This is a genomic window from Streptomyces sp. NPDC088387 (assembly GCF_044753385.1).
Lineage (GTDB): Bacteria > Actinomycetota > Actinomycetes > Streptomycetales > Streptomycetaceae > Streptomyces.
This window is the reverse complement of record NZ_JBIVNC010000002.1, coordinates 295340-318124: the sequence shown is the minus strand read 5'-3', so window position 1 is coordinate 318124 and position 22785 is coordinate 295340. Positions and strand designations below refer to the sequence as shown.

Here is a 22785-nt window from a genome sequence, read left to right as displayed (position 1 = left end):
GCAATCGATTGCAGGAGTGGCTCATGAACAACACCTCGACCGACCTGCCCGAGCTGCGACTCGGCTGGATCGGAGCCGGGCGGATGGGCGCGGCCATGGCGGCCCGCCTCGGCGACGCCGGCGCGACCGTGACGGTCTGGAACCGCACCCGGGCGAAGGCCGAGCCCCTGACCGCGCACCACTGCGCCGTCGCCGACACGGTGGCCGAACTCCGCGGCCTGGACATCGTGTTCACCATGGTCTCGACACCGGCCGACCTGGAGGAGGTCCTGCTCGGCGAGGGCGGACTGCTCCAGGACACCACCCGGCTGCCCGGCACCGTCGTCGACTGCTCGACGGTGTCCACCGCGTCCTCGGAGGCGATCCGCGCCGCCTGCACCGAGCGCGGTGTCGCCTTCGTCGCCGCTCCGGTCAGCGGAAACGGCAGGGTGGTCCGCGCCGGAGAGCTCAGCATGGTCGCCTCCGGCCCCGAGGAGACGTACGCGCGTGTGGAGCCCTTCCTGCGGCGGATCGCGCGGTCGGTGACCTACGCCGGTGACGGCGACGTGGCGCGGCTGGTGAAGATCTGCCACAACCTGTTCCTCGGTGTGGTCACCCAGTCCCTGGCCGAGATCACCGTGCTCGCGGAGAAGGGGGGCGTCAGCCGTGCGGCGTTCCTCGACTTCCTCAACAACAGCGTCATGGGGTCCCAGTTCACCCGGTACAAGGCACCCGCGTTCGTGAACCTGGACTACACGCCGACGTTCACACCCGTACTGCTGCGCAAGGACTTCGACCTCGGACTGGCGGCGGCCCGCGAGCTTGACGTGCCGATGCCGCTCGCCGCGGCCACCGCCCAGCTGGTGCAGGCCAGCGTCGGCAGCGGACGGGTGGAGGAGGACTTCGCCATCCTGCTGGACCTCCAGGCCCAGAACTCCGCCCTCAAGCTCAGCCCCGAGAACGTGGCCGTCGACGACGGCCTCGGCGGGGCCGACGAGGTCGCGCTGTGACCGCCGGTCCCGGCGCCGCGCAGCTCGCGCCCATGGCGGCGCCGGGGCACATGGCCGTCGACTACGAGCAGCGGGTCGACTTCGACCGGCTCAGGGAGTACCGGCTCGCGCGGGTCAGGGAGTCGCTCGGGGCGAGCGAGTGCGGAGCCTTCCTGCTCTTCGACTTCTACAACATCCGCTACACCACGCAGACCTGGATCGGCGGGGCGCTCGGCGACAAGATGACCCGCTACGCGCTGCTCACCCGCGGCGGCGAGCCGATGCTGTGGGACTTCGGCTCCGCGGCCCGCCACCACCGGCTGTACGCCCCGTGGCTGGACCCCGCGAACTGCCACGCGGGCATGCTGGGCCTGCGCGGAGCCATCGCACCCAGTGCCGGCCTGATGGAGTCGGCGGTCCGCCAGATCAAGGGGCTGCTGGTGGACGCCGGAGTCGCCGACGCCCCGGTCGGCGTCGACATCGTCGAACCGGCGTTCCTCTTCGAGATGCAGCGGCAGGGCCTGCGGGTGGTGGACGCGCAGCAACTGATGCTGGACGCGCGCCAGATCAAGTCCCCGGACGAGATCATGCTGCTGACCCAGGCGGCGGCCATGGTCGACGGCGTCTACCAGGACATCGTGGACGTCCTGAAGCCGGGCATCCGGGAGAACGAGATCGTGGCGCTGGCGAACAAGCGGCTCTACGAGATGGGGTCGGACCAGGTCGAGGCGGTCAACGCGGTCTCGGGCGAGCGCTGCAACCCGCATCCGCACAACTTCTCGGACCGGCTGATCCGCCCCGGCGACCAGGCGTTCTTCGACATCATCCACTCCTTCAACGGCTACCGGACCTGCTACTACCGCACCTTCGGGGTGGGCAGTGCCACCGCCTCCCAGCGCGACGCTTACACCAGGGCCCGCGGCTGGATGGACGCCGCGATCGAGGCGGTGAAGCCCGGAGCGGGCACGGACGAGGTCGCGGCCGTCTGGCCCCGGGCCGAGGAGTTCGGCTTCGAGAACGAGATGGCCGCGTTCGGCCTCCAGTTCGGCCACGGGCTCGGCCTCGGTCTGCACGAGCGGCCGGTCATCTCCCGGCTGAACAGCATGCGCGAACCCGTCGAACTCCAGGTCGGGATGGTGTTCGCGCTGGAGACCTACTGCCCCGCCGGCGACGGCTTCTCGGCCGCCAGGATCGAGGAGGAGGTCGTCGTCACCCCCGACGGCCCGCGCGTCCTGACCCTGTTCCCGGCCCAGGACCTGGTTGTCGCCAACGCCTACTGAGCACGACCGTGTGAAAGGTGCTTGACCATGGACTACGGACTCCCGGACCCGGCGGGCCGGACCGAGCTGTACATCGGAGGCAAGTGGACCGAGGCCTCGGAGGGCGGCCGTTTCGAGGTCCGCGACCCCGCGACGGACCGGATCATTACGACCGTGGCGGACGGCACGCCGGCGGACGCGCTCCACGCCGTCGACGCCGCCGAGAAGGCCGCGGCGGACTGGGCGGCCACCCCGCCCCGGGAACGCTCCGAGATCCTGCGGCGCGGCTGGGAACTGATGACGGAGCGGGCCGAGGAACTCGCCCGGCTGGTGACCCTGGAGAACGGCAAGGCACTCCCGGACGCCCGCGGCGAGGTCGCCTACGCGGCGGAGTTCTTCCGCTGGTACGCGGAGGAGGCGGTCCGTGCGTACGGCACGGTGCTGACCGCGCCCTCCGGGGCGAACCGGATCCTGGTCGTCCAACAGCCCGTCGGGATCGCGGTGCTCGTCACCCCCTGGAACTTCCCCGCGGCGATGGCCACCCGCAAGATCGGACCGGCGCTCGCGGCCGGCTGCACGGTGATCCTCAAGCCGGCGAGCGACACTCCGCTGACCGCCCTGGCGATGGCGGCGATCCTGGCGGAGGCCGGTGTTCCGCCGGGGGTGGTCAACGTCGTACCCTCCCGCAGGTCCTCCGCGGTGGTGTCGGCGATGCTCCACGACCCGCGGGTGCGCAAGCTGTCCTTCACCGGCAGCACCGAGGTCGGCAGGCTGCTGCTCAAGGAGGCCGCCGACCAGGTGGTCAACTGCTCGATGGAACTGGGCGGGAACGCGCCGTTCCTGGTGTTCGCCGACGCCGACCTCGACGCCGCGGTCGACGGCGCGATGGTCGCCAAGATGCGCAACGGCGGTGAGGCGTGCACCGCGGCCAACCGCTTCTACGTCGAGGCGTCCGTCGCGCAGGAGTTCGGCGCCCGGCTCGCCCGGCGGATGCGGGAGATCCGGATCGGCCCCGGTGCCGACGCGGACACCGAGGTGGGACCGCTGGTCAACGAGGACACCGTCGCCAAGGTGGACTCCCTTGTGCGCTCCGCGGTGGCCGCCGGAGCGCGGGCGGTCGTCGGTGGCCGGCGCCCCGACCGCCAGGGCTTCTTCTACGAGCCGACCGTCCTGGTGGACGTGCCGTCCGACGCCCCGATCCTGCGGGAGGAGATCTTCGGACCGGTGGCCCCGCTCGTCACGTTCGAGACCGAGGCGGAGGCCGTCCGGCTGGCCAACGACACCGAGTACGGACTCGTCTCGTACGTCTACACCGGCGACCTCGCGCGTGGTCTGCGGATCAGCGAGGCGCTCGACTCCGGCATGGTCGGACTGAACCGGGGACTCGTCAGTGACCCCGCCGCGCCCTTCGGCGGCACCAAGGAGAGCGGGATCGGCCGGGAGGGCGGACACGAGGGAGTCCTGGACTACATGGAGTCGAAGTACATCGCGGTCGCCTGGTGAACGCGGCAGCGGCTCCACCCGTCAGCGCGAGGTCTCCGCGAAGATCTCGGGGTGCCGGCCGAGCGCGATCCGGGTGCGCCGGATATGGCCGCCGAGGCACTGCTCGGCCCCGTCGGTGTCACCGCGTTCCACCGCGTCGAGGATGAGCCGGTGCTCCGCGTTGATCACCCACATCCGGTCCGGGCCGCTGAGCGCCACGTACGCCCGGCGGTAGTGCTGGGTGGAGTTCCAGAGCCGGGTGACCGTCGCGGTGAGCTGCTGGACCGGGCATCCCGCGTAGGAACCCAGATGGAACTCCCGGTCGAGGTCGAGGAACTCGCCGAGATCCGTGGTCGCCTCGATACGCCGCTGGACGTCGGCGAGCCGCTCGACCGCGGCCGGTGCCAGCGCCGGGATGCTCTGGGCGAGCGCGAGCGGTTCGAGCCGTTCGCGCATCCGGTAGACGACGTCGGCCTCCCGCGCGGTCAGCCGGGGGACCCGGGCACCCCGGTTGGCCTCGTGTTCGGTCAGGCCCTCCGCCTCCAGGATCCGCAGGGCCTCGCGGACGGGCAGCCGGCTCGCCCCGAGCCGTTCGGCGATCTCCTCCTGCCGGATGCGGGTGCCGGGTGCGATGGCGCCGCTGAGGATCGCCTCCCGCAGATAGGCGGCCACCCTTGTGCTCGTGGCGGCCGCGGGCGCGGCTGCGGGCACGGAGTCCGGGGCGCCGGCGGCGGGATGCGGGCGGGTCACCGCTGCCGCGTCCTGTCGAAGGCCTTGCCCTGGGGGTAGGAGACGAGTTCGAACTGCATGCCCCAGGGGGCGAGGAAGTAGATCCAGCGGTTGCCCTCCGCGGGGCCCCGGCTCGCCGTGGGACCGGCCAGCACCCGGACCCCGCGGTCGCGCAGGTAGGCGACGGCCTCGTCGAGGTCGTCCACGTACAGGGCGACATGGTGGCCGCCCACGTCGCTGTTGCGCGGCGGGACCTCCTCGCGGTCGGGGGCGGTGTAGTCGAACACCTCGAAGACGGCCTGGTCGCCGCAGCGGAAGAAGCGGTTCTCCCGCACCTCCGCCCGGGGATCCACGTTCAGGTGGTCGCGCATCCAGTCGTCCTCGCCGCGGAACGGCCCGAGCGAGTAGAGGTACTCGCACCCGAGGACGTCGACGAGGAAGCGGGTCGCCTCCTCCAGGTCGGGCACCGTGAATCCGATGTGGTCCAGACGCTTCAACCCTGGAATGGCCATATTGGATCCCATCTGCTGAGTAGCCATGAAGGTCATGGCGCATGATTCCAGAAAAATCATGATCTGAGTACTACACGTCTATGGATTATGGATCCAATCCTGTGGCAGCCTGCCACTGCAAACGATTGAGGAGGCTGGCCGTGACACAGCACCGAAAGCTCGAACCCGCATCTCCCTGGGTCGAGGTCGTCGCCACGGAGGCGGACTGGGACGCGGCGTCCCCCGAGCTGCTGCGCACCATGTTCAGCCAGCTCGCTCTGGTCCGGTCCTTCGAGGAGTACGTACTCGAACTGGCCGGAGCCGGCCTGGTCCACGGTCCGGCGCACTCCAGCATCGGGCAGGAGGGCGGCGCCGTCGGCTCCGTCCTCGCGCTCACCTCGGCGGACGCCGTCAACGGCTCCCACCGCGGTCACCACCAGTTCCTCGCCAAGGCACTCCACCACGTGGCGCCCAAGGGCCTGGACCCGACGGCCGACCCCGCTCCCGAGATCCGCGAGCTCCTGCTCCGCACCCTGGCGGAGATCTGCGGCCTGGACCGCGGCTGGAGCCACGGACGCGGCGGCTCGATGCACCTCCAGTGGCACGAGGCGGGCGCGGTCGGCACCAACGCCATCGTCGGCGGCGGGGTCCCGCTGGCCGCCGGATACGCCTGGGCCGCCCGGCAGGCGGGCACCGAGGACGTGGCCGTCACCTACTTCGGGGACGGCGCCGTCAACATCGGCTCCACCCTGGAGACGTTCAACCTCGCCTCGGCCTGGCGACTGCCGGTCTGTTTCTTCATCGAGAACAACCTCTACGCGGTGTCCACCAACGTGGCCGAGGCCACGGGCGAACCGCGGCTCTCCGCCCGGGGGCAGGGGTTCGCCATCCCCAGCTGGAAGGTCGACGGGATGGACCCCCTCGCCGTACACCTGGCCATGCGGGAGGCCGTCGCCCACATGAGGGCGGGACACGGCCCCACGATGATCGAGGCCGACACCTACCGGTACTTCCACCAGAACGGCGGCTTCCCCGGCTCCTCCTTCGGCTACCGGTCCAAGGAGGAGGAACGGAGCTGGCGCGCCCGCGACCCCATCGACCAGGTCGCCGCCCACCTGGTCAGGCGTGGCCTGATGACGCGGGACGAGATCGCGGAGACCACCGCGCGCGCCGCCCGGTGCATGGCGGAGACCGGCGACATCCTGCTGGAGCCCCTGCCGGGCGGCAAACCGGGGGAGCGCAGGATCAGGCCGGCCGAGTGGCCCGACCCGGCGTTCGCCGACGTCGGGATCCGCGGGGACCTCACCGAGTTCGCCGACGCGCGCTTCGCCGAACCGGACTCCTACCAGGGCGAGCTGGCGGAGCAGCGGCTGGTCGACGCCGTCGCGGCCGTCCTGGGACGCCGGATGGAGACCGACGAGTCGGTCGTTGTCCTCGGCGAGGACGTGCACCGGCTCAACGGCGGCACCAACGGGGCCACCCGCGGGTTGAAGGAGCGCTTCCCCGACCGGATCCTCGGTACCCCGATCAGCGAGAACGCGTTCACCGGCCTGGGCGGCGGGATCGCCCTGGACGGCAGGTTCCGCCCGGTCGTGGAGTTCATGTACGCCGACTTCATGTGGGTGGCCGCCGACCAGTTGTTCAACCAGATCGGCAAGGCGCGCCACATGTTCGGCGGCGAGGGCGACGTACCCCTCGTCCTGCGCAGCAAGGTCGCCATGGGCACCGGATACGGCTCGCAGCACTCGATGGACCCGGCCGGCGTGTTCGCCACCGCGCCGGGCTGGCGCATCGTCGCCCCGACCACTCCGTTCGACTACGTGGGGCTGATGAACAGCGCGCTGCGCTGCAAGGACCCCGTGGTCGTGCTGGAGCACGTCGACCTGTACACGTCCGTGGGTGCCGGGCCGGTGGACGACCTGGACTACTGCCTGCCGGTCGGCCGGGCCGCGGTGCGGCGCACCGGCTCGGAGGTCACCGTGATCACCTACCTGGCGATGGTCGCGCACGCCCTGGAAGCGGTGGAGCGGCTCGGTTCCGTGGACGCCGAGGTGATCGACCTGCGCTGGCTGGACCGGGCGAGCATCGACTGGGACACCATCGGCGCGAGCGTCCGCAAGACCGGACGGGTCCTCATCGCCGAGCAGGGCCCACCCGGCACGTCCTACGGCGGCTGGCTCGCCGACGAGATCCAGCGCCGGCTCTTCGACTGGCTCGACCACCCCGTGGAGCGGGTCACCGGCGGGGAGGCGTCCCCGAGCATCAGCAAGGTGCTGGAACGGGCCGCGATCGCCCGGAGCGACGAAGTCGCCGCGAAGCTGCGCGAGATGACGGGGTTCTGAGATGGCGCACGTACTGCGTATGCCCGAGGTGGCCGCGAACGTGACGGAAGCGGTCCTGCACGAGTGGTTCGTCGCGGACCAGGCACAGTTCGAGGCCGCCGACCCCATCGCGGCGGTGGAGACGGACAAGGCGGTGGTCGAGGTCGAGGCCGAGGCCGCCGGAGTCGTCCTGCGCCTTCTGGTGCCGGCCGGCTCCCAGGTCGACGTCGGCGCGCCGATCGCGCTGCTGGGCGGCCCGGGGGAGCAGCCCGTGGACGTCGACGCGGTCCTGGCGGAACTCGGGGTCGTGGCGCCGGAGGGGACCGCACCGGAGCGGCGTACGGTCCCGGACACCCGCGTCCCGGAGCCGCCTCCGCGGAACTCCTCGCCGGATCCGGCCCCACCCGCGGCGGCACCCGTACCGGCGGCAGCTGCACCGCAGGAGCCCGCCGTCGCCTCCCCGGACGGAGGGAGCCGGCGGATCTTCTCCAGTCCGCTCGCGCGCCGGGTCGCACGCGACGCGGGTCTGCCGCTGGACGAGATCACCGGGACCGGACCACACGGCCGGATCACCCGCCGCGACGTGGAGGCGGCCCTGAACGCGAGGACCACCGCCCCGTCGCCGTCGGACGCCGCCCCGCAGTCCTCGAAAACCGTCCCGCCGGACTCGGCCACCATGCCGTCGGCCCCGAACACCGTCCCGCCGGTCCCCGGCACCGTCCCGCCGCCTCCGGGTCCGACGCCCCCGTCCCCGGGTCCGACGCCCCCGTCCCCGTCCCCGACGCCCCCCTCCCCAGTCCGTCCACGCCACCCCGCGGCCCACGAAGACACCCCGCACTCCCGGATGAGGAACGCGATCGCCACCCGGCTCACCGAGAGCAAACGGGACGTGCCGCACTTCTATCTGCGGGCCACGGTCAGAGCCGACCGGCTGCTCGCGCTGCGCACCCGGCTCAACGGTCCGGGCGACCTGCGGATCTCGGTGAACGACCTGGTGGTCAAGGCGGCGGCACGCGCCCACACGCTGGTGCCCGCGATGAACGTGGTGTGGCTGCCCGGCGCGCTGCGGCGATTCACCGCGGTCGACGTCTCGGTCGCCATGGTCACCGAACGGGGCCTGGTCACCCCGGTGCTGCGGGGCGTCGACAGCATGACCGTCTCCGCGGTCTCGGCAGGTGTGCGGGACTTCGCCGCCCGGGCCCGTGACGGCCGGCTGCGGCAGGAGGAGCTGGAGGGCGGAGCGCTGACGGTGACCAACCTCGGGATGTACGGCACCGAGGAGTTCGCCGCGATCATCAACCCGCCCCAGTCGGCGATCCTCGCCGTCGGCGCGGCACACGAGGAACCGGTGGCGGTCAAGGGCCGGGTGGTGGTCCGCAGTGTGCTGCGGGTGACGCTCTCGGTGGACCACCGGGCGGTGGACGGCGTCCTCGCCGCCGAGTGGATGCGGGCGTTCGTCGCGGTGCTGGAGGAGCCCGTGCGGATCCTTGCCTGACCTCGCTGCATTCGTTTGCAGTGCAGTCGAACGAACCGAGCTATCGAAATCCTGTCAATGGGCCGCAATGGCTGGACTAGAACCATTTTTGCCCTAGTCCTTGACGTGGTGAGCCTTTCTTCATGAAACTGCGCGCAACCGCAATCGATTGCGGTCGGCAAGGAGGAACGATGCCTACAAGCCCACAACGCCGTCGGCTCATGGCCGTGGCCACCGTGAGTTGCCTGCTCCTGGTCACCGCTGCCTGTGGCAGCGGGGCCGGAAGCGACTCGAACGGACCGATCAAGATCGGCGCGTCCCTCCCGCTGACCGGCGAGTTCTCGCAGCCCGGACAGGCGGCGAAGCGCGGATACCAGGTCTGGCAGGAAATGATCAACAAGCAGGGCGGCCTGCTGGGCCGCAAAGTCCAGCTGGTGATCAAGGACGACGGGTCCAACCAGAACGCGATCGTCGCGGACTACAACGCCCTCATCAGCCAGGACAAGGTCGAACTGCTGCTCGGCACGTTCTCCTCGCTGCTCAACCTCCCGGCCTCCGCCGTCGCGGAGCGCAACCAGATGCTCTACATCGAACCCGCGGGCGGGTCCCCGGAGATGTTCAGCCGGGGCTTCAAGTACCTCTTCTTCAGCCAGCAGGCCACCGCGGACAAGCAGGGCGCCGGCTTCGCCAACTGGATCGCGGGCCTGCCCGCGGCGCAGCGTCCCAGGACGGCGGCGTACCCCGCGATCGACGACCCGTTCGCCGGACCGACCGCGGACGGCGTCCGGAAGATCCTGGAGAAGGCCGGGGTGCGCACGGTCTACCGGAAGACCTACGCGATTGACACCAAGAACTTCGACTCGATCGCCGGCGCCATGAAGGCCGCCGCACCCGACCTCGTCGTCAACGGCGCACAGTTCGAGGACGGTGTCGGGCTGGTCCGCTCGATGGTCAAGGCCGGCTTCAAGCCCAAGTGGCTCTACCAGACGACCGCACCCTCCCTCGGCACCCAGTACGCCAAGGCGGTGGGGCCGGAGAACACCGAGGGCGTGATGTTCGCGATCAGCCACGCCGTCCAGGCCAAGACGCCCGGGAACCAGGAGTTCGTCGACCAGTACCGCGCGATGTTCAAGGACGCCCCGCCCGAGGACGCCGCCGACGCCTACGCGGCCGGCCAGATCCTCCAGGCGGCCGTGGAGCAGGTCGGCAACGTCTCCGAGCAGGGCAGGATGGCGGACTGGCTGCGCGCCAACGACGTACAGACCATCCTGGGCAAGCTCGGCTGGAACGACGACGGAAGCCCCACCGGTTCGTTCCTTACCGGGCAGTGGCAGAACGGCCAGGTGCAGATCGTCCTGCCGGCGAACGTCGCCACCACCTCCCGGATCGTGCAGGGCTGGAAGCCGGGGGGCACGGGATGACCGAGCTGCTCCAGAACCTGATCCTGGGCCTCCTGCTCAGCGGCGTGTACGCCCTCGCCGCCGCGGGACTGACCCTCATCTTCGGAGTCATGCGCGTGATCAACATCGCGCACGGGGCCTTCCTGATCCTCTCCGCGTACCTCACCTACGCCCTGTGGAACGGCCTGGGCATCGACCCGCTGGTGTCGATCCTGATCACCACACCGGTCGTCTTCGCTCTCGGCTGGCTCACCTACCGCGGGGTCGTCTCCCCGCTCCGCGGCGCGCCCATGTCGTCCACGGTGCTGCTCACCTTCGGACTGGCCCTCGTACTCGAAGCGGCCATGGGCACGATCTGGGGCAACGACTCCACCGCCGTCCGCCCGGCCTACGCCGACGAGTCCTTCCTCCTCGGCAGCCTCTTCCTCCCCAAGGCCCAGGTCTACGGCGGTCTCGTGGCCGTGCTGGTCCTGGCCTCCCTCTGGCTCGTCCTCACCAGGACCTGGCTCGGCCGCTCGATCCGCGCCGCGGCCGTCAACCCCGCCGGCGCACAGCTGGTCGGGATCAAGGTCACCTCCGTCGGCGCGCTCGTGTTCGCCCTCGGCATCGCGGCGGCCGGCGCGGGCGGCGCCATCGTCGGGGTGATGTACCCCTTCGTACCCGGGGCGCACTACCAGTGGATCGCCCGCCTGCTCGCGATCGTCGTCCTAGGCGGTATGGGAAGCATGGGAGGAGCCGTGCTCGGCGCCCTGATGTTCGGCGTCGCCGAGACCCTCACCTCCGTGTACGTCTCGCCGTCCTGGGCGACCGCCGTGCCCTACGTCGTCGTCTTCGCCGTCCTGCTCTTCCGGCCGCAGGGTCTCCTGGGGTCCCGACTCCGTGAGGACGCGGTGGCCACATGAACATCGATCCCCGAACCCTCGCCCGGCCACTGTGGCTCGGACGGATCCTGGCCGCGATCGGCGCCGTCGCCCTGCTGGCCCTTCCGCTGGTCTCCGACGACACCTACTACCAGAACATGTTCATCCTGTCGCTGGTCTTCGCCGTCGGCGCCGGCGGGCTCAACATCATCACCGGCCTCGCCGGTTACGTCTCCCTGGGCCAGGGCGCCTTCATCGGACTCGGCGGCTACACCATCGGCATCCTCGCGACCCGGTTCGACGGCGTCTCGCCCTGGCTGTGGGTCCCGGTCGCCGGTGTCGTCGCCGCGCTGGCGGCCGTACTCCTCGGACTGGTCTCGCTGCGCTCCAGCGGTCCCTCCTTCGTCATCATCACCGTCGCGTTCCTCTTCCTCACCCAGGTCGTCGCCATCAACTGGGTCGGCCTCACCAACGGCACCGCCGGGCTGACGCTCCCGCTGCCGTCATGGAGCAGGGACATCATCAACTGGCCCTTCTACTACGCCCTGGTCGCCGTCCTCGCCCTGCAACTGCTCACCACCTGGTGGATCAGGCGGACCAAGTTCGGCATGGGACTCGTCGCGATCCGGGAGGACGAGACCAAGGCCGCCACCATCGGCATCACCCTGCCCACCCACAAGATGCTGGCCTTCGTCGCCAGCAGCGTCTTCGTCGGCATGGCCGGCGCGGTCTACGGCTACTACCTGACCTTCATCGACCCACGCGGCATGTTCAGCATCCTGATCAGCGTGCAGATCATCCTGTCGCTCCTGATCGGCGGAAAGGCCACCCTGTGGGGTCCGGTGATCGGCGCGTTCATGATCGAGCCGCTGAACGAGTTCGCCAACAACAGCCTCGGCGGCGGCAACACCCGGCTCTTCCTCTTCGGCGGCCTGCTGATGGCCGTCGTCGTCCTCCTCCCCAACGGGGTGCTGCCCGCCCTGGAGTCCCTCCTCGACCGGCGCCGCACCGCGGGGAAGGCCGGACTCGTCGGAGCCCGCATCGGCACCGGCGGTTCGCTGCCGTCCCCGGCTTCCGCGCGGCACACCCGTCCCGCCGTGCGCGAGGCCGAGCCGGCCCCGGCGCTGCTGGAGGTCTCCGGGCTCCGCAAGAGCTTCGGAGGACTGAAGGCGGTCGACGACTGCTCCTTCTCCGTGCCCCGGGGCTCCATCACCGGCCTGATCGGTCCCAACGGGTCGGGAAAGACCACGGTGTTCAACCTGATCGACAACACCATCGCCCCGGACTCCGGCACGATCACGCTGGACGGCCGGCGGATCGACGGCACGCCCTCCTGGGAGAGGGCCCACCTCGGTCTGGGCCGCACCTTCCAGATCACCCGCCTGTTCGGTGAGATGACCGTGCTGGAGAACGTCGTCGCCGCCCAGCAGGACTTCTCCTGGCGGCAGCTCGGGCGCATCGCCGTCAGCGGTCCGGAGGCGGCGGCGGCCGACGAACTGCTGGAGTTCGTGGGAATGCGCGCGTTCCGCGACCAGAAGGCGCGGGCCCTCTCCTACGGCCAGCGCAAGCTGGTCGAACTGGCGCAGATCCTGATGCTCGATCCCGCGATCATTCTGCTCGACGAGCCCGCGGGCGGCATCAACCCCGTCCTGATCGAGCGTATGGCCGAGATGATCCGTGAGCTCAACAGGCACGGCAAGACCTTCCTCATCGTCGAGCACAACATGCCGTTCCTGCTCGACCTGTGCGACCCGATCCATGTGCTCGCACGCGGGTCGGTCATGGCGTCCGGCACCCCCGACGCCATCAGGACCGACCCCCATGTCATCGACGCCTACCTCGGCGACGACTTCCAGCTGGAACAGGAGGCGGTGCAGTGATGCTGGAGATCCGCGGCCTCGTCGCCGGCTACGGCGGAGGCGATGTCCTCCAGGGCGTCGACATCAACGTCGACAAGGGCGCCCTCGCGTGCATCGTGGGACCCAACGGCGCCGGGAAGTCCACCGTCCTCAAAGTGGTCAGCGGCCTGCTGTCACCACGGCTGGGTGAGATCACCCTCGCCGGACAACGCATCGAGCGGTGCTCGTCGGCGGAGATCCTCCAGCGAGGCGTCTCCCAGGTGCCCCAGGCCGACGCGCTCTTCCCCAACCTCACCGTCAGGGAGAACGTCCTGCTCGGCGCGTACATCATCCGCCGCGACCGCAAGCTCGTCCGCCGGCGCTACGACCAGGTCACCGAGCTGTTTCCGCTGGTACGGCAGCGGGCCGACGACAGCGCGGGCAACCTGTCCGGCGGTCAGCGCCGCGCGGTCGAGTTCGCCCGCTCCCTGATGCTGGACCCCGACCTCCTGCTGCTCGACGAGCCCTCGGTCGGCCTCGACCCCAAGGCCCTCCAGACGCTCTACAGCTCCGTGATGCTGCTGCGCGACCTGGGCAAGACGATCCTCGTCGTCGAACAGAACGTCCGCTTCGGCATGCGGATGGCCACGGACGGCGTGGTGATGGAGAGCGGCCGGGTCGTCACCCAACGCCCCGCGGCCGCGATCCTGACCGACCCGGAGCTCGCCCAGATGTACTTCGGAGGCGCCCTGCGACGAACCCCCACCGAGCCCGAACCGCGGGCCGGCTGACGCGACGGCCGCCGAGCACGGGCGGGGTGTTAGAAATCGGGCATGGAACCCACGCACCACCGCACCCTTCGTCCCGTCCGCCCGGCAGGTGCCCGATGACCGCCGGTGCCGACACCCCCGACCGCCGCGGCCGCACCGGCCTGCACCGCACCGGACTGGACCTCACCGGCAACCCACGCGTCCGGGTCCGGGACGTGAGACTGCTGTCCAGTCACTGGTACGTCGAGCGGACCACCACCTTCGACCTCCAGCACGCCGACGGCACCTGGCGCACCCAGGAGCGTGAGACGCACGACCGCGGCAACGGGGCGACGGTGCTGCTCTACGCCACCGGGCGGGAGACCGTACTGCTCACCCGGCAGTTCCGCTTCCCCGTGTACGTGAACGGGCACCCCGACGGGCTGCTGATCGAGACACCCGGCGGACTGCTCGACGACGAGGACGAGCACCCCGAACTCGCCGTGCGCCGCGAGGTGGTGGAGGAGACCGGGCACACCATCGGCGAGGTCCGCCATGTCTTCGACGTCTACATGAGCCCGGGGTCGGTCACCGAGCGCGTCAGCTTCTACGCCGCCGAGTACGGGCCGTCGACCCGTACCCACGAGGGCGGCGGCCTCGACGAGGAGGGCGAGGACATCGAGATCCTCGAACTGCCCTTCCGCAAGGCCCTGGAGATGATCCGCACCGGCGAGATCGCCGACGCCAAGACCATCATGCTGCTCCAATGGGCCGCGCTGGACGGGCCGTTCGCCCACCGTGGGTGAACTGCCCTTGACTTGAAGCGCACTTCAACGAGCAGACTCCCGTTCGAGCCCGGACACCCGGGCCCGAACGGGAGGGAACCCCCATGAAGTACCGCACCATCGGCACCGATCCGGCCCACCGCCGCGAGGTGAGCGTGCTCGCGCTCGGGGCCATGCTGTTCGGGTCGCGCACCGACGAGGCGACCTCCTTCGCCGTACTCGACCGCTATGTCGAGGCGGGCGGCACCTTCATCGACACCTCCGACAACTACGCCTTCTGGGAGGACGGCGGCCAGGGCGGCCAGAGCGAGGAACTGCTCGGCCGGTGGCGGCGTTCCCGCGGGGTCGGCGACGAGATCGTCATCGCCACCAAGCTCGGCGCCCGCCCGCTCGCCCCCGGCACCGGCTACATCGACAACCCCGAGGGCCTGTCGGCCAAGACGATCCGCGAGGCCGCCGAACGCAGCCGCGAACGGCTCGGCGTCGACAAGCTCGATCTGCTGTACGCCCACATCGAGGACCACCGGGTCCCGCTGGAGGAGACCGTCGAGGGCTTCGCCGACCTGGTCGCCGAGGGCACCGTCGGACTGCTCGGCGTCAGCAACCACGCGATCTGGCGGGTGGAGCGCGCCCGGGCCCTCGCGACCGCCGCCGGACTGCCCCGCTACGAGGTCCTCCAGTACCAGCACAGCCTGCTGCGCCCCCGCTACGACGTCCCGAGCGACCTCTTCCCGGACGGCAGCCTCGGACACGCGGGCGCCGAACTCGCCGGGTATCTGCGGGCCGAGCCGGACCTCACCCTGGTCGCCTACTCACCGCTGCTGGCCGGCGCCTACGTACGCGACGACAAGCCGGTCCCCGCCGACTACGACCACCCCGGCACCCCGGCCCGCCTCGCCGTGCTGCGGGACGTGGCCCGCGAGGCCGGCGCCACCGTCAACCAGGTGGTCCTGGCCTGGCAGTTGGGCGGCGAACTGCCCATTCTGCCGCTCGCCGGAGCCTCGTCGGTGGCGCAGCTGGAGGAGAACCTGGCGGCGGTCGACCTGGAGCTGACGGCCGGGCAGCGGGCGCGGCTGGACGCGGTCCACTGACCGCGCGCCGCCCGGAGGGGCCCGCAGTAGGCTGCTGAGAGAGCCGAAGGAAAGCGGGGCATCTCCATGCTTCCCACCGAGCGCGCCATCCGGACCACGCCCGAAGGCCTCCTGTGGGAGCCCTCCGAACGCCGGGTGCGCGGCGTCAAGGGCGAGACCACCGTCGTGGACAGCCGGCACCCGGTCCTCGTGTGGGAGCCGCAACTGCCCGTCCCGCAGTACGCCTTCCCGCGCGAGGAGGTCCGCACCGACCTCCTCCGCCCGGCGCGGAACCCGGCCGTCGGCACCCACACCGGGACGCGGATCTTCTACGACCTCCACGCCGAGGGCGCGGTCGTGGAGAACGCGGCCTGGACGTTCCCGGCGGCCGACCTGGCCGGGCACATCGCCTTCGCCTGGTTCCTGCGCCCGGACAGCGGACTCGACCACTGGTACGAGGAGGAAGAGGAGGTCTTCGTCCACCCGCGCGACCCGCACAAACGCGTCGACGCGCTGCTCAGCGGCCGCCAGGTCCTGGTCGAGATCGCCGGCACGACCGTCGCCGAGACGGTCCGCCCGGTGCTGCTCTTCGAGACGTCACTGCCGACCCGGTACTACTTTCCCCGCGAGGACGTCCGCCTGGACCTCTTCGCGCCGACCGACCACGGCACGGCCTGTCCGTACAAGGGCACCGCCGAGTACTGGTCGTGGCACGAGGAGGACGGCGTACCGCCCAACGTGCTGTGGAGCTATCCGGACCCGCTGCCCGCGGTGGCGGCCGTGAAGGGCCTGCTCGCGTTCTACAACGAGGCGGTCGACATCACCGTGGACGGCGAACGCCTGGAGCGGCCCCACACGCCGTTCAGTGAGGGCCTCCGGGTCCGCTGACTCTGCCCCCGGCCCCCTTTGCCCCGCAGGCCCTGCTCTCAGCCCCTGACGAGGAGCTGGAAGTCGAAGGCGTACCGGGACGCCCGGTAGATGTGCGTGCCGTACTCCACGGCCCGGCCGGTGACGTCGTAGGCCGTGCGGCGCATGGTGAGCAGGGCGGCGCCGGGGCGCTCGTCGAGGAGGGCGGCCTCCTCGGGGGAGGCGGAGCGGGCGCCGACCGTCTGGTGGGCGCTGTGCAGGCTGACACCGGCCGCGCGCATCATCCGGTACAGGCCGGTCGACTCCAGCCGCAGGGTGTCCGCGGTGAGCAGCGCGGCCGGCAGGTAGTTGCACAGGAACGCGACCGGCAGGCCGTGGGTGAGTCTGAGCCGTTCGAGGACCACGACCTCCGTGCCCTCCGGGACGCCCAGGGCGGCGGCCACGTCGTCGGTGGCCGGGACGGCCTCGTTGCGCAGCACATGGGTGGCGGGCTGCTGGCCGGCGGCCTCCAGATCGTCGTAGAGACTGCTGAGTTCCAGCGGTCGTTTCACCTGGCGGTGCACGACCTGAGTGCCGACGCCGCGGCGGCGGATCAGCAGGCCCTTGTCCACGAGGGACTGGATGGCCTGGCGGACCGTGGGGCGGGACAGGCCCAGCCGGTTGGAGAGGTCGATCTCGTTGCCCAGCAGGTTCCCCGGGGGCAGCGCGCCGCCCTCGATCGCGGCCTCCAGCTGCTGGGCGAGCTGGTGGTACAGCGGCACCGGGCTCGCGCGGTCGAGCGCGAAGTCCAGGGAAGCGAGGGCGGAGACGGGCAGGGCTCCGGACGTCGCCACGGGGGCACCTCCTTGCGGGGTACTCGGCGTCCTGGTCAGGTCTAGGTGCCGGGTGTGGCCGCTGTCAATAGTTTGTACTTACATTCGGACCTGATTGTGAAATGATGTCTTAACAAAGTATTGACAGCGGGCGCGCCAGGGGATTGGATCCCGGGCACCGGGTTCTCCCGGGACCCGGCCGGGTCCCGGCGAAAACCCCACCCTTTCCCCGGCCGCACAGTGAGGTGCAGGAAAGATGGACCGCTCTTCTCGCTCGCGCAGAATCACTCCCGCCCTCGCCGTGGTCGCGGCAGCCGCCCTCGCGCTCGCGGGCTGCTCCAGCAGCTCCGGCGGAAAAAAGGCCGAGGAGGGCGGGGACGGGGCCTCGGCGGGCAAGGCCACCACGCCCCGGATGACCGTCGCCCTCGTCACCCACCAGGCCCCCGGAGACACCTTCTGGGACATCGTGCGCAAGGGGGCGCAGGCCGCCGCCGACAAGGACAACGTCAAGCTCATCTACTCGGCCGACCCCAACGCCGGCAACCAGGCCAACCTCGTGCAGAACGCCATCGACCAGAAGGTCGACGGCATCGCCGTCACCCTCGCCAAGCCGGACGCCCTCAAGTCCGTCCTCGCCAAGGCCGAGCAGGCCGGCATACCCGTCGTCGGCCTCAACTCCGGTGTCAGCGACTGGAAGTCGCTCGGCCTGATGGAGTTCTTCGGCCAGGACGAGACCGTCGCCGGCGAGGCGCTCGGCAAGCGCCTGAACGAGGACGGCGCGAAGAAGGCCCTCTGTGTCATCCAGGAGCAGGGCAACATCGGCCTCACCCAGCGCTGCGACGGTGTGAAGAAGACGTTCACCGGCACCACCGAGGTGCTGAACGTCAACGGCACCGACATGCCGTCCGTCCAGTCGACCATCACCGCCAAGCTCCGCCAGGACACCGCGATCGACCACGTCGTCACCCTCGGCGCGCCCTTCGCGCTGACCGCGGTGAAGGCGGTGGACGAGACCGGCAGCAAGGCCAAGGTCGCCACGTTCGACCTCAACAAGGATCTGACCAGCGCCATCGAGAGCGGCGACATCGAGTTCGCGGTCGACCAGCAGCCCTACCTCCAGGGCTACCTGGCGGTCGACGGGCTGTGGCTCTACAAGAACAACGGCAACTACAGCGGCGGCGGTGAGCAGCCGGTCCTGACCGGGCCGGCCTTCGTCGACAAGACCAACGTCAAGGCCGTCGCCCAGTTCGCCGCGAAGGGCACCCGGTGATGGGTATGACCCAGCAGGCTGGGCCGGCGGTGCAGACACCGCCGGCCCCCGGCCCCCGGCAGGCCGACGGCCGCACCCGCGAACGCCCCCTGGCGCTGCGGCTGCTGGCCCGGCCCGAGGTGGGTGTCTTCCTCGGTGCGGTCGCCGTGTTCGTCTTCTTCCTGATCGCCGCGCCCGCGGTGCGCCAGGGCAACTCGATGGCCACGGTCCTCTACCAGGCCTCGACCATCGGGATCATGGCGCTGCCCGTCGCCCTGCTGATGATCGGCGGCGAGTTCGACCTCTCCGCCGGTGTCGCCGTGATCACCTCGGCGCTGACCGCGAGCATGCTGAGCTACCAGCTCACCCTCAACGTCTGGGTGGGCGTGGTCGTCGCGCTCGTGGTCTCGCTCGCCGTCGGCGCGTTCAACGGCTGGATGATGGTGAAGACCGGGTTGCCCAGCTTCCTGGTCACCCTCGGCACCTTCCTGATCCTCCAGGGCGTCAACCTGGCGGTGACCAAACTCGTCACCGGCAACGTCGCCACCGACGACATCAGCAACATGGACGGCTTCGACCAGGCCAGATCGCTCTTCGCCTCGTCCTTCGACATCGGCGGCGTCGAGATCAAGATCACGGTCGTGTGGTGGCTGGTCTTCGCCGCCCTCGCCACCTGGGTGCTGCTGCGCACCAAGTACGGCAACTGGATCTTCGCCGTCGGCGGCAACAAGGAGAGCGCCCGTGCCGTGGGCGTCCCGGTCACCTTCACCAAGATCACGCTGTTCATGCTGGTCGGCTTCGGCGCCTGGTTCGTCGGCATGCACCAGCTGTTCTCCTTCAACACCGTGCAGTCCGGCGAGGGCGTCGGCCAGGAGCTGATCTACATCGCCGCGGCCGTCATCGGCGGCTGTCTGCTGACCGGCGGCTACGGCTCCGCGATCGGCCCGGTCTTCGGCGCCTTTATGTTCGGCATGGTCAACCAGGGGATCGTGTACGCCGGTTGGAACCCCGACTGGTTCAAGGCGTTCCTCGGTGTGATGCTGCTCGGCGCCGTGCTCATCAATCTGTGGGTCCGCCGCACGGCGACCCGGAGGTGATCGAAGAAATGACAGGCAACACCACCGGCACCCACGGCGCCGTCCTCCCGGACACGGACCCCGAGGACGGCCGCCCGATCGTCGAACTGCGCAACGCCGGCAAGTCCTACGGCAACATCCGCGCCCTGCACGGCGTCGACCTCGCCGTCCACCCCGGCAAGGTCAGCTGCGTCCTCGGCGACAACGGCGCCGGCAAGTCCACCCTGATCAAAATCGTCTCCGGGCTGCACCAGCACACCGAGGGCGACTTCCTCGTCGACGGCGAGCCGGTCCGCTTCAGCACCCCGCGCGAGGCCCTGGACCGCGGCATCGCCACCGTCTACCAGGACCTGGCGACCGTGCCGCTGATGCCGGTCTGGCGGAACTTCTTCCTCGGCTCCGAGATGACCATCGGCCCCTGGCCGGTCCGCCGCCTCGACATCGCCCGTATGAAGCGCACCGCCGACGAGGAACTGCGCAACATGGGCATCGTCCTGGACGACCTCGAACAGCCCATCGGCACCCTCTCCGGCGGCCAGCGCCAGTGCGTCGCGATCGCCCGCGCCGTCTACTTCGGCGCCCGCGTGCTGATCCTCGACGAGCCGACCGCCGCCCTCGGCGTCAAGCAGTCCGGTGTGGTCCTGAGGTACATCGCCGCCGCCCGCGACCGCGGCCTCGGCGTCATCTTCATCACCCACAACCCGCACCACGCCTACATGGTCGGCGACCACTTCAGCGTGCTCCGCCTCGGCACCCTCGAACTCTCCGCCGACCGCAGCCGGGTCAGCCTGGAGGAGCTCACCAACCACATGGCGGGCGGCACCGAACTCGCCGCCCTCAAGCACGAGTTGTCCCAGGTGCGCGGCGTCGACGTCGGGGGGCTCCCCGACGCGGACGACCTCACGGCCACGGCGCCTGCCACCACGGCACCCTCCACCACCGCACCCTCCGCCACACCCGCACCGCCCGCGTCATCCGAAGGGAAGTCCTGAAATGCCCGCTGCGCTGGACCGAATCAGGGTCGGCTCGGCCCCCGACTCCTGGGGCGTCTGGTTCCCCGACGACCCCCAGCAGGTGCCCTGGCAGCGCTTCCTCGACGAGGTCGCCGACGCCGGCTACGACTGGATCGAGCTGGGTCCCTACGGCTATCTCCCGACCGACCCGGCCCGGCTCACCGACGAGACGACCAAGCGCGACCTCAAGGTCTCCGCGGGCACCGTGTTCACCGGGCTGCACCGCGGGCCGTCCGTCTGGGAGTCCACCTGGGAGCACGTCAGCCAGGTCGCCGCGCTCACCCAGGCCATGGGCGCCCGGCACCTCGTGGTCATCCCGTCCTTCTGGCGCGACGACAAGACCGCCGAGATCCTGGAGGCGCCGGAGCTGACGGCCGAGCAGTGGGCCCATCTGGCCAAGGGCATGGAGCGGCTCGGGCACGAGGTGAAGGAGACGTACGGACTGGACATCGTGGTCCATCCGCACGCCGACACCCACATCGACACCGAGGCGCATGTCGAGCGGTTCCTCGACTCCACCGACTCCGAACTCGTCAACCTGTGTCTGGACACCGGGCATTACGCCTACTGCGGTGGGGACAGCGTCAAGCTGATCGAGACGTACGGGGAGCGGATCGGGTACCTGCACCTCAAGCAGGTGGACCCGGAGATCCTCGCGGACGTCGTGGCGAACGAGGTCCCGTTCGGGCCGGCTGTCCAACGCGGTGTGATGTGCGAACCACCGTCCGGTGTGCCGGAGTTGGCGCCTGTGCTGGTCGCCGCGCAGCGCCTGGGCGTCGACCTGTTCGCGATCGTCGAACAGGACATGTACCCCTGCGAACCCGACAAGCCCCTGCCGATCGCTGTCCGCACCCGCAAGTTCCTCAGGTCCTGCGGAGCCTGAACGCTCCGCCGCGGTGAGGACGTCGCGCAGCCCGACGCCGACGGGATGCCGGGAGGCGTGGAGGCTTTCAGGGGCGCGGGGAACTGCGCGATCAGCCCCCACCGGGCCCGCGCCCGAACGACGGCCTCTTCAGGGGCGCGGGGAACTGCGCGAACGGCCCCACCGGCCCGCAGCCGAAAGACGACCTTCTCAGGGGCGGGCCGTCGGCGTGAGCTCCGCCGGAGGCGCCGGTGCCGGCTCCGGCGGCGGCCCGGCATCCTCAGGACCGGAGCCCCCGTCACGGCGACCACGAGCCAGCAGAACCCCGCCCGCCAGCGCAAGCAGAAGACCCGCCAACGCGCCGGCAACCGGCACAGTCGTACCCAAGGCCTTCAGCTGCCCACTGTCCGTCTCCGCCTTCTCCACGGCGAACTTCTGCGTGGCCGGAGTGAACGCGAGCTTCTCCACGTCCAGCAGCGTCACCGCGTCCTCGTCCGCCCCCGGCGCCCGCAGCGTGCGCCGCGGACCGATCTCGGCGTAGAGCGTACGGCCCGTGGCCTGGTCGACGATCAGCTTGATGCCGTGGTTGGAGTACCACTCCTCGGCGATCACCTGCGACGACTCCGGCCGGTCCACCAGCGCCCCCGGCACCTGACGTGTGCCCACCTTCATGGGCGCCACCTTGCCGGTGAACACATACCCCTGGTAGCCCCGCACCTTCTCCGTGCCCTGGTAGGAGAGCGTCACGGTGGTGTCACCGGTGCTGTCCCACCACCGGTACGCACGCTTCTCCACGTCGAACGGGAACTTCAGATACGCCTCGCCCTCGTGGTACGGCTGCTCGTCGCAGCAGTGCACGGGCCGGTTCGTCCGCCGGTCGGTGACCCAGCGGGCGGTCGCGAAGTCCAGTGCGTCGTGCGGATCCGCCGCCGGCAGCGACTTCTCCGTGTCGACGGTCGTCACGATGTCCCAGACGGCGTTGCCGCTGTGCTCGCTCTCGGAGACATCGCCCCGGACCCGCTGGGTGACCGTGATCGGCCGGTCCTCGACCGTCTCCGCCTCGTCGACGTCGAAGTAGTCGCCACTGCCCTTGTAGACGGCGGTCACATCGATGTCGATCGGGTTCACCGCCGCACGCGGTTTGACGTACCACACCAGCATCGGCGCGAGGACAAGAAGGAACACACCGACGCCCAGCAAAACCAGGGAGAGGGGTGAGGCACTACGGCGCATCCGGGACTCCCGTTCGGCACTCGTATTCAGCGCTGCCCGCAGACCGTAGGAGTTCACACCCATGTGCGTCTACGCACCTGGATGACAAAACAGCACCTCGTACGAGCCCGGAGTCGTCGTTTGCCGCGCAGGGCAGCCGCGCAGGGCAGCGGCGCGGTCCGCTGTACCGGGCCCTCGTCCGGATGCGCCCGGCGGGCGGCCACCCCGCCCCTGTGCCAGATTGCGGACTGGAGGAAGGGGTGGCCCC

Annotated in this window: 20 protein-coding genes; 16 read left to right on the top strand and 4 right to left on the bottom strand. The window is 70.4% G+C overall.

Annotated features, from left to right (window positions below; genetic code table 11):
• Positions 1–23 precede the first annotated feature (23 nt).
• The 3 genes from ACIQAC_RS06085 to ACIQAC_RS06075 are packed head-to-tail and all read left to right on the top strand — an operon-like array spanning position 24 to position 3730.
• Complete coding sequence (locus tag ACIQAC_RS06085; protein ID WP_402187476.1) at positions 24–989, top strand: NAD(P)-dependent oxidoreductase; 966 nt, start codon at positions 24–26, stop codon at positions 987–989.
• A complete protein-coding gene (locus ACIQAC_RS06080) occupies positions 986–2248 on the top strand; it encodes a M24 family metallopeptidase (protein ID WP_402187474.1) in 1263 nt (420 codons plus the stop codon). The genes ACIQAC_RS06085 and ACIQAC_RS06080 overlap by 4 nt, the downstream gene beginning before the upstream one ends.
• Positions 2249–2275: 27 nt before the next feature.
• Complete coding sequence (locus ACIQAC_RS06075) at positions 2276–3730, top strand: NAD-dependent succinate-semialdehyde dehydrogenase (RefSeq protein ID WP_402187472.1); 1455 nt, start codon at positions 2276–2278, stop codon at positions 3728–3730.
• A 21-nt stretch (positions 3731–3751) separates the two neighbouring features.
• Here the strand turns inward: ACIQAC_RS06075 and ACIQAC_RS06070 are convergent, their stop codons facing one another.
• Both ACIQAC_RS06070 and ACIQAC_RS06065 read right to left on the bottom strand, forming a co-directional pair.
• Positions 3752–4459 (bottom strand): GntR family transcriptional regulator, encoded by a 708-nt coding sequence (locus tag ACIQAC_RS06070; protein WP_402187470.1) that lies wholly within the window; start codon positions 4457–4459, stop codon positions 3752–3754.
• A complete protein-coding gene (locus ACIQAC_RS06065; RefSeq protein WP_402187468.1) occupies positions 4456–4950 on the bottom strand; it encodes a VOC family protein in 495 nt (164 codons plus the stop codon). Before ACIQAC_RS06065 ends, ACIQAC_RS06070 begins: the two co-directional genes overlap by 4 nt.
• A gap of 140 nt (positions 4951–5090) precedes the next feature.
• Here ACIQAC_RS06065 and ACIQAC_RS06060 point away from each other — a divergent pair, with 140 nt between their 5' ends.
• The 9 genes from ACIQAC_RS06060 to ACIQAC_RS06020 all read left to right on the top strand — a co-directional run bounded on the left by ACIQAC_RS06060 (position 5091) and on the right by ACIQAC_RS06020 (position 16314).
• A complete protein-coding gene (locus ACIQAC_RS06060; RefSeq protein WP_402187466.1) occupies positions 5091–7271 on the top strand; it encodes a thiamine pyrophosphate-dependent enzyme in 2181 nt (726 codons plus the stop codon).
• Between the two features lies 1 nt (position 7272).
• A complete protein-coding gene (locus tag ACIQAC_RS06055) occupies positions 7273–8745 on the top strand; it encodes a dihydrolipoamide acetyltransferase family protein (RefSeq protein WP_402187464.1) in 1473 nt (490 codons plus the stop codon).
• Between the two features lie 170 nt (positions 8746–8915).
• On the top strand, positions 8916–10145 hold the full coding sequence (locus ACIQAC_RS06050) for an amino acid ABC transporter substrate-binding protein (RefSeq protein WP_402187461.1): 1230 nt from the start codon (positions 8916–8918) through the stop codon (positions 10143–10145).
• Positions 10142–11026: a branched-chain amino acid ABC transporter permease gene (locus ACIQAC_RS06045; RefSeq protein WP_402187459.1), complete on the top strand. Its 885-nt coding sequence runs from the start codon at positions 10142–10144 to the stop codon at positions 11024–11026. Before ACIQAC_RS06050 ends, ACIQAC_RS06045 begins: the two co-directional genes overlap by 4 nt.
• A complete protein-coding gene (locus ACIQAC_RS06040) occupies positions 11023–12864 on the top strand; it encodes an ATP-binding cassette domain-containing protein (protein ID WP_402187457.1) in 1842 nt (613 codons plus the stop codon). The genes ACIQAC_RS06045 and ACIQAC_RS06040 overlap by 4 nt, the downstream gene beginning before the upstream one ends.
• Positions 12864–13613, top strand: coding sequence for an ABC transporter ATP-binding protein (locus ACIQAC_RS06035; RefSeq protein ID WP_402187455.1), 750 nt, complete (start codon positions 12864–12866; stop codon positions 13611–13613). The genes ACIQAC_RS06040 and ACIQAC_RS06035 overlap by 1 nt, the downstream gene beginning before the upstream one ends.
• 95 nt (positions 13614–13708) lie before the next feature.
• Positions 13709–14377 carry an NUDIX domain-containing protein gene (locus tag ACIQAC_RS06030; RefSeq protein WP_402187453.1) on the top strand — a complete coding sequence of 223 codons (669 nt, stop codon included), beginning with the start codon at positions 13709–13711 and terminating at the stop codon, positions 14375–14377.
• An 83-nt stretch (positions 14378–14460) separates the two neighbouring features.
• The gene (locus tag ACIQAC_RS06025) at positions 14461–15447 is read left to right on the top strand and encodes an aldo/keto reductase (protein WP_402187451.1); all 987 of its coding nucleotides are present in this window, start codon (positions 14461–14463) and stop codon (positions 15445–15447) included.
• A gap of 66 nt (positions 15448–15513) precedes the next feature.
• The gene (locus ACIQAC_RS06020; protein WP_402187448.1) at positions 15514–16314 is read left to right on the top strand and encodes a DUF427 domain-containing protein; all 801 of its coding nucleotides are present in this window, start codon (positions 15514–15516) and stop codon (positions 16312–16314) included.
• A gap of 38 nt (positions 16315–16352) precedes the next feature.
• Here the strand turns inward: ACIQAC_RS06020 and ACIQAC_RS06015 are convergent, their stop codons facing one another.
• Positions 16353–17126 carry a GntR family transcriptional regulator gene (locus tag ACIQAC_RS06015; protein WP_402187446.1) on the bottom strand — a complete coding sequence of 258 codons (774 nt, stop codon included), beginning with the start codon at positions 17124–17126 and terminating at the stop codon, positions 16353–16355.
• 235 nt (positions 17127–17361) lie between these two features.
• Between ACIQAC_RS06015 and ACIQAC_RS06010 the strand changes: the two genes are divergently transcribed.
• Genes ACIQAC_RS06010 through ACIQAC_RS05995 form a run of 4 tightly spaced genes read left to right on the top strand, consistent with a single transcriptional unit; the run spans position 17362 to position 21326 of the window.
• On the top strand, positions 17362–18375 hold the full coding sequence (locus ACIQAC_RS06010; protein ID WP_402187443.1) for a sugar ABC transporter substrate-binding protein: 1014 nt from the start codon (positions 17362–17364) through the stop codon (positions 18373–18375).
• Complete coding sequence (locus ACIQAC_RS06005) at positions 18375–19451, top strand: ABC transporter permease (protein ID WP_402187441.1); 1077 nt, start codon at positions 18375–18377, stop codon at positions 19449–19451. Before ACIQAC_RS06010 ends, ACIQAC_RS06005 begins: the two co-directional genes overlap by 1 nt.
• 8 nt (positions 19452–19459) lie before the next feature.
• A complete protein-coding gene (locus ACIQAC_RS06000; protein ID WP_402187438.1) occupies positions 19460–20422 on the top strand; it encodes an ATP-binding cassette domain-containing protein in 963 nt (320 codons plus the stop codon).
• A gap of 1 nt (position 20423) precedes the next feature.
• Positions 20424–21326 carry a sugar phosphate isomerase/epimerase family protein gene (locus ACIQAC_RS05995; RefSeq protein ID WP_402187435.1) on the top strand — a complete coding sequence of 301 codons (903 nt, stop codon included), beginning with the start codon at positions 20424–20426 and terminating at the stop codon, positions 21324–21326.
• A 189-nt stretch (positions 21327–21515) separates the two neighbouring features.
• Here the strand turns inward: ACIQAC_RS05995 and ACIQAC_RS05990 are convergent, their stop codons facing one another.
• Positions 21516–22538, bottom strand: a complete 1023-nt coding sequence (locus ACIQAC_RS05990; RefSeq protein ID WP_402187432.1) for a DUF3068 domain-containing protein — start codon at positions 22536–22538, stop codon at positions 21516–21518.
• Between the last annotated feature and the right edge of the window lie 247 nt (positions 22539–22785).